The 11,252-nt window shown below is 59.2% G+C and carries 12 protein-coding genes and 1 tRNA gene; 10 read left to right on the forward strand and 3 right to left on the reverse strand.

Annotation, left to right across the window (positions count from 1 at the left end):
* The first annotated feature begins 13 nt into the window (after nucleotides 1–13).
* The 7 genes from gspG to gspM are packed head-to-tail and all read left to right on the forward strand — an operon-like array spanning nucleotide 14 to nucleotide 4,442.
* Nucleotides 14–448, forward strand: a complete 435-nt coding sequence (gspG, locus tag DNK59_RS11070) for a type II secretion system major pseudopilin GspG (RefSeq protein ID WP_092313500.1) — start codon at nucleotides 14–16, stop codon at nucleotides 446–448.
* Between the two features lie 3 nt (nucleotides 449–451).
* Nucleotides 452–946: a type II secretion system minor pseudopilin GspH gene (gspH, locus tag DNK59_RS11075; RefSeq protein ID WP_167365648.1), complete on the forward strand. Its 495-nt coding sequence runs from the start codon at nucleotides 452–454 to the stop codon at nucleotides 944–946.
* Entirely contained in the window at nucleotides 930–1,316 is a 387-nt protein-coding gene (gspI, locus tag DNK59_RS11080) for a type II secretion system minor pseudopilin GspI (protein WP_256596333.1), read from the forward strand. The genes gspH and gspI overlap by 17 nt, the downstream gene beginning before the upstream one ends.
* On the forward strand, nucleotides 1,313–1,912 hold the full coding sequence (gene gspJ, locus DNK59_RS11085) for a type II secretion system minor pseudopilin GspJ (protein ID WP_110723216.1): 600 nt from the start codon (nucleotides 1,313–1,315) through the stop codon (nucleotides 1,910–1,912). The genes gspI and gspJ overlap by 4 nt, the downstream gene beginning before the upstream one ends.
* Nucleotides 1,905–2,792: a type II secretion system minor pseudopilin GspK gene (gspK, locus tag DNK59_RS11090; protein ID WP_158288750.1), complete on the forward strand. Its 888-nt coding sequence runs from the start codon at nucleotides 1,905–1,907 to the stop codon at nucleotides 2,790–2,792. Before gspJ ends, gspK begins: the two co-directional genes overlap by 8 nt.
* 6 nt (nucleotides 2,793–2,798) lie before the next feature.
* Nucleotides 2,799–3,938 carry a type II secretion system protein GspL gene (gspL, locus tag DNK59_RS11095; RefSeq protein WP_110723217.1) on the forward strand — a complete coding sequence of 380 codons (1,140 nt, stop codon included), beginning with the start codon at nucleotides 2,799–2,801 and terminating at the stop codon, nucleotides 3,936–3,938.
* Nucleotides 3,939–3,941: 3 nt separating this feature from the next.
* On the forward strand, nucleotides 3,942–4,442 hold the full coding sequence (gene gspM, locus DNK59_RS11100; RefSeq protein ID WP_092313491.1) for a type II secretion system protein GspM: 501 nt from the start codon (nucleotides 3,942–3,944) through the stop codon (nucleotides 4,440–4,442).
* Nucleotides 4,443–4,517: 75 nt separating this feature from the next.
* Here the strand turns inward: gspM and DNK59_RS11105 are convergent, their stop codons facing one another.
* Nucleotides 4,518–5,189, reverse strand: coding sequence for a Bax inhibitor-1/YccA family protein (locus tag DNK59_RS11105; RefSeq protein WP_011062013.1), 672 nt, complete (start codon nucleotides 5,187–5,189; stop codon nucleotides 4,518–4,520).
* A 123-nt stretch (nucleotides 5,190–5,312) separates the two neighbouring features.
* Here DNK59_RS11105 and DNK59_RS11110 point away from each other — a divergent pair.
* From DNK59_RS11110 to DNK59_RS11115, 3 genes are all read left to right on the forward strand, one after another.
* A tRNA-Ser gene (locus tag DNK59_RS11110) sits at nucleotides 5,313–5,400 on the forward strand.
* Nucleotides 5,401–5,979: 579 nt separating this feature from the next.
* Nucleotides 5,980–6,972, forward strand: a complete 993-nt coding sequence (locus tag DNK59_RS31635; protein WP_146249901.1) for a hypothetical protein — start codon at nucleotides 5,980–5,982, stop codon at nucleotides 6,970–6,972.
* 504 nt (nucleotides 6,973–7,476) lie between these two features.
* Entirely contained in the window at nucleotides 7,477–9,879 is a 2,403-nt protein-coding gene (locus DNK59_RS11115) for a membrane-bound PQQ-dependent dehydrogenase, glucose/quinate/shikimate family (protein ID WP_110723218.1), read from the forward strand.
* Between the two features lie 272 nt (nucleotides 9,880–10,151).
* On the opposite strand, the gene DNK59_RS11125 is transcribed toward DNK59_RS11115, so the two are convergent.
* Together DNK59_RS11125 and DNK59_RS11130 are read right to left on the reverse strand one after the other, a co-directional pair.
* On the reverse strand, nucleotides 10,152–10,673 hold the full coding sequence (locus tag DNK59_RS11125; protein ID WP_110723220.1) for a lysis system i-spanin subunit Rz: 522 nt from the start codon (nucleotides 10,671–10,673) through the stop codon (nucleotides 10,152–10,154).
* Entirely contained in the window at nucleotides 10,670–11,221 is a 552-nt protein-coding gene (locus tag DNK59_RS11130; protein WP_110723221.1) for a glycoside hydrolase family 19 protein, read from the reverse strand. The genes DNK59_RS11125 and DNK59_RS11130 overlap by 4 nt, the downstream gene beginning before the upstream one ends.
* Nucleotides 11,222–11,252 lie beyond the last annotated feature (31 nt).

The following is an 11,252-nucleotide window of genomic DNA, read 5'->3' on the forward strand; positions in this document are numbered from 1 at the left end:
CGGAACCCCCTACGTGCAGACTCAGAACAAGCAACGCGGTTTTACCCTGATTGAAATCATGGTGGTGGTGGTTATTCTCGGGGTCCTCGCGGCCCTGGTGGTACCGCAGATCATGAGCCGCCCCGATCAGGCCAAGGCCGCCGCCGCCCAGAGCGACATCAAGGCCATCGCCATGGCCCTGGACATCTACAAGCTCGACAACCACCAGTACCCCAGCAGCCAGCAAGGGCTCGAGGCCCTGGTCAGCAAGCCCAGCGGCAACCCGCCGGCGCGCAACTGGAACCCCGACGGTTACCTCAAGCGCCTGCCCATCGATCCCTGGGGCAACGCCTATCAGTACCGCCTGCCGGGCACCCGCGGCAGCGGTTATGACCTGTTCTCCTTCGGCGCCGACGGCAAGCTCGGCGGCGACGGCCTGAACGCCGAGATCGGCAACTGGGACCGCTGAGTGGTGCAACGCTCCCACAACAAGGGCTTCACCCTGATCGAAGTGCTGGTGGTGGTGCTGATCATCGCCCTGTCCGCGGGCATGATCGGCCTGATCAACCCCGACTCCGCCAGCCGGCAGGCGCGTCGTGAAGGCGATCGCCTGCTGGCGCTGCTGCAACTGCTGCGCCAGCAGGCGGTGTTGAGCAACAGCGACTACGGCCTGCGCATCGAACCCGACGCCTACTCCGTGCTGCGCCTGGATGAACAAGGGCAATGGCTGGCCGACCGTGACTGGCGCAGCCAGACCCTGCCCGCCAACCTGCGCCTGCGCCTCGAAGTGGCCGAAGCCGGCCCGAGCCTGGGCCAGGCCGGCAGCCGCAGCGCCATGCCCCAACTGCTGGTGTTGTCCAGTGACGAAACCAGCGCCTTCAGCCTGTGGATCGAGCACCGCAACACCCCGCTGCTGGTCCTGTCCAGCGACGGCCTACAGGAGCCCCGACTTGAAACCGCGAACTGAACGGGGCTTCACCCTGCTGGAAGTCATGGTGGCGCTGGCGATTTTCGCCACGGTGTCGATTGCGCTGTTCAGTGCGATCCAGCATGTGGCGATCAACAGCGGCAACCTGGCCGAACGCACCCAGGCCACCTGGATTGCCGACAACTACCTGAATGAACTGCGCAGCGGCATGCAGCCGCCCAGCGTTGGCCGCCAGCAACGCCAGGTCGAGTTTGGCGGGCGCAGTTGGTGGCTGTTCAGCGAGATCGAAGCGGCGCCGGACTCGCGGCTGCTCAAGGTCAACCTGCGGGTTTCGGCCGAGCAGGACCCGCAACGGGCCCGGCAATACAGCCGCGCGCAGTTGCTGGGTTACATCGAGGCCAACCCATGAACCAGCGCGGCTTCACCTTGCTGGAGGTGGTGGTAGCGATCGCCATATTCAGCCTCCTGGGGCTGGCGACCTATCAGTTGCTGGACCGGGTGATGCGCAGCGACCAGCGCATCCAGACCCAGGAGCTGCAATTGCGCCACCTGCAACGGGCCCTGAGTCTGCTGGAGCGGGACCTGGTGCAGGTGCAGCGCCACGCCCTCAAGGACGACCATAGCCATAGCCAGGCGCTGATCAGCCAGCCCCAGGGGCTGCGCCTGCTGCGCGGCGGCTGGCGCAACCCCCTGGACTATCCGCGCAGCGAGCTGGTGCAGGTCAGCCACCGCTTCGGCGACGGCCAGTGGCTGCGAGAAAGCCAGGGCCTGGAACAAGGCAGCATCAGCCAGGCGCAACCCTTGCTCGCTGGTGTCGAGCTGATCCACCTGCGCTTCATCGACGCTGCGGGCCAGCCCCACGACAGCTGGCCCATCAGCGGCGAAGCCCTGAGTCTGCCGGCCGCCGTGGACATCGAGCTCAGCGCCCCGGGCTTCCCGAATATCCGTCGGGTCATCCTGTTGCCGGGCGGCGCCGAAGCGGACGAGGACGCACCCGGTGAATAAGCCTCGCGCCCAGCGCGGCGTCGCCCTGCTCAGCGTATTGCTGATCACCGCCCTGGTGACCCTGGTGGTGAGCAATATGCTTGCCCGCCAGCGGCTCAGCCTGGCCAGCAGCAGCCACCTGGTGCAGCACCAGCAGCTCTGGCAACTGGCCCTGAGCGGCGAGAGCTGGGCCCGCAGCCAATTGCGGGAGGATGCCCGTAGCGAAGGCGGCCTGCTGGTGACCCATCTGGGCCAGCACTGGGCCCGGCCGGCTCCGGCGTTCCCGATCGACGGCGGCAGGCTCAGGATTCACATCAGCGATCTAGGCTCCCGACTCAACCTCAACAGCACGCTGGTGCAGGATGATGTGATTCCTCGCGCCCGCTACCAGCGCCTGCTGGCCCTGGCCGAGATCAAGCCCCACGACCCGGCGGCGCTGCTGCGCCCCCGGGACCGCCTGGGCCGCCCTTTGCCCCTGAGCGACATCAGTGAACTGCGGCCACTGCCGGAGGTGGGCCCCGACACCCTGCAACGCCTGGCGCCGCTGGTGGCGGCCTACGAGCCGGGATACATCAACCTCAACACCGCCGATGCCCTGGTGCTGGCCAGCATCGAAGGCATCGATCTGCCGACCGCCCGGACCCTGGCCCAGACCCGCCCGACCAAGGGCTACCCGACGGTCGCCGCGTTTCTCGCCAATCCCATGCTTCAGGGCCGGGACATCACCGCACGCGGGCTGAGCGTCAACAGCCGCCAGTTCCGCGCCACCATCGATGTTGAGCTGCATGGCCGACGCCTGCGCCTGGTCAGCGACCTGCGGGTCATGAGTGCCGACCAGGTCCGCGTGCAACAGCGCACCTTGCTACCCGCGCCGCTCAACGACCCTTCGCTTACCGAGTAACCCGTGATGAGCCATTGGCTTTACCTTTCACCCCATACCCCGGGCGACCGCCCCTGGCATTGCCACTGGTGGTCTGTCGACAGCGCCCCTCTGGAAGGCGATCTGGAGCAGGCCGCCGAACACTTGCGCGGGCATGCCTTCGCCCTGCTGCTGCCGATGGAAATGGCCAGCTTTCATCAGGTCAGCGTTCCGGCCCGCAGCGGTCGCTGGTTGCGCCAGGCTCTGCATAGTGCCCTGGAAGAACAACTGATCGACGATGTCGAGGATCTGCATCTGGCCCATGGCCCCTTGCGCGAGCGACGTCACTGCGCAGTGCTGGTCATCCACCGCGAGCGCCTGCAGCGTTGCCTCAAGCGTCTGGCCGAGCACGGGCTGCAACCGTCGCGCATGCACATCGACGCCGACTGCCTGCCCCAGGACCGGCCACGCGCCCTGGCCTGGGACGGCCGCTGGCTGCTGGGCGGCGGCGCCGCGCTACGCCTGACTCTCAACCCGCAGGAGCTCGGCGAACTGGGTCGACTGTTGCCGGATGGGCTGCTGTGGCAAGGCGCCGAGCCCCCGGGCATCGACGGCCTGGAGCCGGAGCACTGGCAAGCCGAAGAGCAGCCCTGGCAAGTGCTCAGCCAGGGCAGCCTGCAGGCGATCGACCTGTGCCAGGGGCAATTCCAGCGCCGCACCCGCAAAGCGACGCCCTGGCGCCTGGCGCTGCTGGTGCTGGCGATTGCAAGCGGCGCGCAACTGCTGCAGAACGTCGGACACCGGCTGTACCTGGAGCAGCGCAGCGATCAGCTACACGCGGCCAGCCAGAGTCTCTGGCAAGAACGCTTCGGCGATGAACCGGCCAGCGCCGACCTGGCGCATCAGGTGCGGCTCAAGCAACGTCAACAGGTGCAGGAAGCCCCAGGCGTGGCCCTGCGCCTGTCGCAACTGGCGGAGCAATGGGCCGCCAGCGGTGGCGCCCTGTCACAGATCCAGCGCCTGGATTACCAGGCCGAGGAAGGCTGGAGCCTGCAAGTCAGCGCCCCGGCCTTTGCCGATCTGCAACTGCTGCGCGAGGGCCTGATCAACCAGGGCCTGAACGTCAGCACCGACTCATCCGTGCGTGACGCGCAAGGCGTCTCCGCGCGCTTTCAAATCAAGGAGTAAGCGATGAAGCTTCCCATCGCCTCGATCCCGGCCCGAAACGCCCTGACGAACCCACTCCGGCACCGCTGGCAGCGCTTGGCAAAACGCGAACAACGGGCGCTACAGGCCCTGACCGTGTTTGCTGGCCTGACCAGCCTCTACCTGCTCTGGCAACCGCAACAACAGGCTCTGGCCCAGGCCGAGCGCCGCTATACCGAGGAAACGCAATTGCTTCACGATCTGCAACAGCTGCCCGCCAGCACCTCTTCCCTCCCAGGCCCGGTCATTTCCGGCGATGCCCTGCCGGGCCTGCTGGCACGCTCCAGCAGCCAGGCCGGACTCAACCTGGAACGCATGGATCAGGAGGATGAAGGACGGGTCAACCTCAGTCTGGAGGGGCCTCTCAACGGCCTGATCACCTGGATCGACCAGTTGGAACAGCAGCACGTCTCGGTCCTGTCGTTCTCCATCGAGGTCAACAAGGACGCCATGGCCAGCGCACGCTTGCAGCTGCACAGCCCTTGAACCCCTGTCACGCCGGAAACCCGGACAACAAAAAGCCCGCCGAAGCGGGCTTTTTCATGGGTTCAACAACCGGGATCAGTCGTCGCGACCCATGATGCCGAACAGCTGCAGCAGGCTGACGAACAGGTTGTAGATCGATACATACAGGCTGATGGTGGCCATGATGTAGTTGCGTTCGCCGCCGTGGATGATGGCGCTGGTCTGGAACAGGATGCACACCGAGGAGAACAGCACGAAACCGGCGCTGATCGCCAACTGCAGGCCGCTGATCTGGAAGAACAGGCTGGCCAGCACGGCGCCCATCAGGACGAAGAAACCGGCGGTGATGAAACCACCGAGGAAGCTCATGTCCTTGCGGGTGATCAGCACATAGGCCGACAGACCGCCAAACACCAGGGCGGTCATGGCGAAGGCCGAGCTGACCACTTCAGCGCCGCCCTGCATGCCCAGGTAACGGTTGAGGATCGGACCGAGCAAGAAGCCCATGAAACCGGTCAGGGCGAAAGCCGACACCAGGCCCCAGGCCGAGTCACGGAGTTTGTTGGTGAGGAAGAACAGACCGTAGAAACCGATCAGCACCACGAAGATATTCGGGTAGCCGACCCGCATCTGCTGAGCCACATAAGCCATGACACCGCTGAACGCGAGGGTCAGGGCCAGCAGGCCGTAAGTGTTGCGCAGGACGCGGCTAACCTCTAGCTGCTCGGCCTGCACGCCGTTGTTAACTGCGTAATCCTGTTCGCGCATGGCGACACTCCTGTTGGGGGAAACATTTAGTGGCAAGGATAATAACAGAGGCTCTGTAACTCGCGACGCAGAGAGTTTGACAGTGTGTTTCATTCGGGTATTATGGCGCCCGCAATGCGATCTGGAGGTGTGGCCGAGTGGTTTAAGGCAGCGGTCTTGAAAACCGCCGACTGTAACAGGTCCTAGAGTTCGAATCTCTACGCCTCCGCCAAATCTCAACGAGAAAGCCCTGATTTTTCAGGGCTTTTTTGTGCCCGTCAGTCACAGAGGTCTGCCATCAACAGCTGGCCGTTTCCGCATCTTTTCTTTAGTTTCCGCAACCGCCCTCCTGCGGCACCCTGCCGACAGAATGCCTAAATTTGTAGTCCGACATGGGTGCTGTCCTGGATTCTGCTAACCTCAGGATGGCCGATTCTGGCCACACACCACCGCCAACAGCTACTGGTCGGAAGTAGTTGCTGTATCGCTCCGATAATGGATTGGGCGCACTCTAGTTAAAACCCTCTAAATTCAAGGCCTACAGACATGCAGCCCCTTATCCGGACCATCCACAACTGATGCATAAATCTTTTCCCCTTGACACTCTCTTAGGGCACCGTGATACCAATCGCAACCGACCTTGCTCAAGCAACCGTTGTAGCCGATCAGTTCAATCTATTGCATAATACGGCTTGTCATGACAAGGACCACTTTCAGTCCCTGCATCATTAAGATAAAACTTGTTAACCGTGATAGCACCGAAAATCTGCTTAGACAGGCGGTGCGAATTGATATAATGGACGAGTAAACTGTGAAGGACTCTGTAAAGATAGCCCTAATAACAGCCGGCCTTACTGGTGTATTCACAGTAGCTGCAAGTTTTGCTACGTACTGGCTCACTAATAAGTCGCCAGAAATGGTATACACCCTTGTTGGCGGACCAAGCTTCAGCAGCCCAGATGGGGCCAAACGTATTTTCGTCCTAGAGGTGAACAATAAAGGGTCGAAAGAAATAAAAAATGCCTTCATCCAAATTAGACTTCCAAGTGGAGAGCTGAGTGAAGTCGCAGCCGATGCAACGGCAGGGGTTAAAATTGACGAAACAAGATCAAAATCAACATTCGAGTTGAATGCAGATATCTTGAACCCTGAGGACACTATAAAAATATCGCTTCTGACCACCCAGCAAAATAACAACTCCGCTCCCGTAGTAGTTGCCAGGGCGCCCGGAATCAAAGCCACAGACGTCAGCAACAAGACCGAAAAAACAAGTTTTGATTACATCTTCGCAGCCATTACATTAATAGCTGTACTAGCTCAACTGCTTAGCAGTTTTGTCACTAGCCGCTACAAAAAGAAAGCCCCAAAATCATTTTCTTCAAATATCGACCCTAAAGAACAATCATGCTTTATTTTTGGTGCATGCGGCTTAGCAAACGAAACCCCCAAGCTTGGAACTTCCTACCGAAGCACAGCAGACCTTCTCTACTTATTAAGCAAACAATCTGAGAAGCACCAAATCCAAGCGATGATCGCACTTAAAGCCCACTTATTTATAGGGAACATTGCCGACGCTTCATTACATCTCTTTCGAGACTATATAGAAAAAATAAATCACGCCCCGCTTACGGAGGCAGATTATAAAAAAATCAGAGATGCGGCAACAGAAGAAAGGAGCGACCCTGTAAAATGGAGAAATACTATATCTAGCTTCATCAAGGCAGAACTACTCGACCACTCTTCCCAGCTGCCAGATGAAGTTTTTACAGAGTTCGCAGAACAAAGCATTATCAACAAGCTTTGAAGCCCAGAACCACTACACCTATAAACCACCTGGCAAGACAGCCGATTGTTTAAGTTATATGTAGCTGTACTGCTGAGCCCACTCTACAAACAGGGCTACTGCAATAGGATTAAGAGAAGGCACCTACGCCTCTGTATAGGAGGTGTTGGACGCCTTTTACATGCCGGTACTCACACACATAGAATAGCGCCCGATTTTCCTAATGATTGCCAATATATATCAGCACGATGATGGATCGGGCACATCAAAAATATAAATCCTTATATTTCATTAACTTAATTAAATTATCATGCTTGCTGTAGCAAAAATTCAGCAAAGAAAAATGAAAGAACACCGAACATTTCGCACTGGAATAATTTGTTAATAAATTTCGCATCTAACGCAAATTGTCTTCCTTCGTGAAAACACACTAATCAAAATACTGACTGTGACGTTCAGTACCACTTCTTACCTCAACCGGTAGTGCGCTCAAAGACCCTCGCTGCCGGTTACAGAGATCACTTAATGAAAAATGCTAAACAAGAGGCCAATGCCTCCCGAGGAAAATCTTTGATTGTGGCGGTGTTCGGGACCCTACTTGGACTCAGCGGATTATTTCTGACTGTAAAAGGCTGGCAACTGATTACCCTAGACGGTTCCTGGTACTACCTGCCTGCAGGGCTGGGCATGGCTGTTTCAGGCGTGCTTTACCTGTGTAGAAAACCCGTCGCCACAATAATCATATTCGCAATATTTGTAGCCACAGTACTGTGGTCTGTCTGGGAAGTTGGCTTTGCGTTCTGGCCAATGGTGCCGCGCATTGCACCGTTCCTTGTGATCGGCTTGCTGGCCTCGCTGTTACACCCGTGGCTGGTACAAGGGCGCAATCGAGCCGTCAGCTATGGCAGCGCAACGCTGTTTGCAGTGGCGTTGGTAGCAGGTATATACGCAGCGTTTATCCCACATGGTGTTATTGAAGGTGAGCCGGCTGCGCAAACGAAAAAACTGGAGAGTGATTCTGTTGCCGACTGGAGCCATTACGGCAGCACACCGGCAGGCACACGCTTCTCCCCACAAACTCAGATCAACAAAGACAACGTAGATCAATTACAGGTCGCCTGGACCTATCGCACCGGCGAAATCGCCAGAGGTGCGTCCGAGTACCAGAACACTCCTATCCAGGTCGGCGACACTCTCTATACCTGCACACCAACCAGCAAAGTCATTGCCTTGGATGCCGATACCGGAAAGCAGCGTTGGGTGTTCGATCCCAAGCCAAGCAATATCAACATCTGGAACCGTTGCCGTGGCGTGAGCTATTACGAGCCAGCCAAGGTCGAGCATCCGCTGGTGTTCACTGATCTCAAACCTGTGGCGGCTGCGAAAGACAACAGCTGCGCCCGGCGCATCGTGCAAGTAACAATGGATGCGCGCTTGCTGGAAATCGATGCCGACACCGGCAAGCCCTGTGAAGCGTTCGGCGACAAGGGCTCGGTTGACCTGACTACCGGCCTTGGCGAAATAACCAAGGACAGTGTGACGTACTACGCCTACACATCGGCCCCCACCGTATCGCGCAACTTGATTATTCTCGGCGGCTGGGTCGTTGACGGTCTTTCCACCGACGAACCCTCTGGCGTCGTGCGTGCGTTTAGTGCAGATACTGGCCAGCTGGTCTGGGCATGGGACTTGGGCAACCCGACCATCACCAAACTACCGCCGGAAGGCGATACCTATACCCGCGGCACCCCCAACATGTGGTCAACGCCTGCGTTCGACGACGAGTTGGGCCTGGTATACCTGCCCACCGGCAACCAGACACCCGACTTCTGGGGTGGTAATCGCCCGGAGCTGAGCGAGAAGTACTCATCAGCAGTGGTAGCACTAGACATGGCCACCGGTCGAGAACGCTGGACCTTCCAGACCGTCCACCACGACATCTGGGACTACGATCTTGCGGCTCAACCCACGCTGTACGACGTGCCTGACGGAAAGGGCGGCAAGGTCCCAGCACTGATCCAGCTGACCAAACGCGGGCAGATCTTCATGCTCGACCGCCGCACCGGCAAACCGATTGCCGACGTAGTCGAACGAACCGTACCTCAGGACGTAGCCACCGGCGACTGGGTCGCCAAGACTCAACCCTACTCGGTGGGCATGCCGTCATTCGGCGCGCAGCCGTTAACTGAAAGAGACATGTGGGGTACAACCTTTTTTGACCAGTTGCAGTGCCGTATCGACTTCAAAAAACTAAACTACAAGGGTGAGTTCACCGCACCGAGCACCCAAGACACGCTGATTTATCCTGGCTATTACGGAGGATTCAACTGGGGCGGCGGTGCCATCGACGAGAACACAGGTTACCTGTTCATCAACGATATTCGCATTCCCCAAGTAGTAAGGCTCCAGCCTCGTGAAACGGCCAAACCGCAGCCTAGGTCCATCCATACCGTTGGCACCACCCCAATGGAAGGTACGCCGTTTGTGATCGACCACAAAAACTTCAACTCAGTGCTAGGTATCCCGTGCCAAAGCCCTCCCTGGGGCGTGTTCGCCGCCATTGACCTGAACACCCGCAAGAAGGTTTGGGAGCGTCCTGCCGGTACCACGCGAGACATCGTGGTTCGCCGTGTGCGCCCCCACCTGCCGATACCGTTGGGCATGCCAACCCTGGGCGGCGGCGCGGCTACAAGCGCAGGTCTTGTATTCTATGCTGGGACTCAGGATTACTACCTACGGGCTATGGACATGGCAACCGGCAAGGAAATCTGGAAAGGTCGGCTGCCAGTCGGTGGGCAAGCCACACCGATGACGTATCGCTCACCCAAGAGCGGTCGCCAATACGTGGTGGTGGTCGCTGGCGGGGCGCGCCTGTCTCCGGACCGAGGCGACTACGTAATAGCGTACGCACTCCCCAAGAAAGAGTAGCCAAAATATCGCAGTTGCAGCCCGCGCATCCTCCTATCCCCAGCCGGAGCGAGAAAAAGCGGCGCAAACTGCTCACCATTTAACAGCCAGCTGTTTCTGCAGCAAGGCTCCGACTGCCTCAGCAAGGACGCCATCGTAGCGACAGCCCAAGGTTCAAAGGCCATGGTCTATCGGAACTTCGACAGCAAGAAAGCTTTGGCTGGACTTGCAGGAGCACTCTGCGGGTCGGCGGGTCGGTGGATGTTGTCGCACCCCACCGGCCCGCTCCTCTTTCACTTCGTTGAAACCATTTCTTTGACGTAGCTCTGGCAGGCCGCCAGCGCGCTCAATCCTTGGTCACCGTCTCCGGCGATGGTGATAATTCGTTGAGCAGCCGCTGGGTCAAGTTCGGCTCGCGCTCTTCCATGAACCACGCCGCAGGTGCCGGCTGTGGCTGGCAACCCACCGCCACCACCCGAGGCGGCGGGGTTGAGTAGGACTGACAGCCGCAGGTCAGCAGTAGCAAGCCGATCACGCAGGCGAGCTTGATTCGTCTGAGCATCACGCAGTTCCTTGTAATGGGTTTCGTCATTCGCCTGCAGGCGGTCCTCCAGAGCCCGGCGGGCGTCCTGCTGAGTTCCCTGCCAGTTGATCACTGCCGTGGCGGCCTGCTCGCGGTCCGTGCTGTACGCCTTGGCCTGGTCAGCCAGAGCCTTGCCGTAGGTGTTGGCCTGCCACGTCCAGGCCAGCCAACCACCCAGGGCGAACCCCAGTACCAGGGCCAGGACCGGCAACAGCCAGCCCGGGGACTTCAAGACAGCACCTTCAACGCACTCTCATACAGAGCCTCGCGATCCGCCAGGCCATTGGTGCCACCGTTGATGCGCTTGGTGATGGTGAGAAAGTCGCCCTTATCGGCCAGGGTGTTCAACCCCGCCCGCTGCCAGAACCACCCTGCAGACAGCGCTGCATAGACTGGGTTTTCCAGTAGTTCGGGGGTGTTGAGCAATCGAGCATCGCTGAACAGAGCGTCACTGCAGGCTTCATAGTTGGCCCGACCGGTGATCTGAATCAGCCCCCGGCCCCGATACTTCTGGCCATCGCCATCCGCTTCGGGGGTGTTGCCCAGGCGCTTGGCCAGATTGCCGGTGTCGTACTTGCTCAAGTACTGATTGCTGCCCAGCTCGCGCACCCATTGCAACTGGCCGGACTCATGGCCGATCTGCGCGATGAATGCCGCCATGCGCAGGCGGGTGACGATGCCGTACTTGCTCATGGCCGCGTTGAGAGCAGGAACAAAAACGCCGGCTTTAGCGCCGGCGTTGGGGAGGATCTGCAGCAACTGCTGCTGTGTGATAGGCATAGGGAAAACCTCATAGGCCGTAAATGAAAAC

Origin of the sequence: Pseudomonas sp. TKO26 (genome assembly GCF_003225665.1) — a bacterium.
GTDB classification, from domain to species: Bacteria; Pseudomonadota; Gammaproteobacteria; order Pseudomonadales; family Pseudomonadaceae; genus Aquipseudomonas; species Aquipseudomonas saponiphila.

Bases quoted from the DNA above. Each gene is read 5' to 3' on its own strand.
- gspJ (WP_110723216.1), top strand. From the start codon at position 1,313: ATGAACCAGCGCGGCTTCACCTTGCTGGAGGTGGTGGTAGCGATCGCC.
- gspL (WP_110723217.1), top strand. From the start codon at position 2,799: ATGAGCCATTGGCTTTACCTTTCACCCCATACCCCGGGCGACCGCCCC.
- gspM (WP_092313491.1), top strand. From the start codon at position 3,942: ATGAAGCTTCCCATCGCCTCGATCCCGGCCCGAAACGCCCTGACGAAC.
- DNK59_RS11105 (WP_011062013.1), bottom strand. From the start codon at position 5,189: ATGCGCGAACAGGATTACGCAGTTAACAACGGCGTGCAGGCCGAGCAG.
- DNK59_RS11115 (WP_110723218.1), top strand. From the start codon at position 7,477: ATGAAAAATGCTAAACAAGAGGCCAATGCCTCCCGAGGAAAATCTTTG.
- DNK59_RS11130 (WP_110723221.1), bottom strand. From the start codon at position 11,221: ATGCCTATCACACAGCAGCAGTTGCTGCAGATCCTCCCCAACGCCGGC.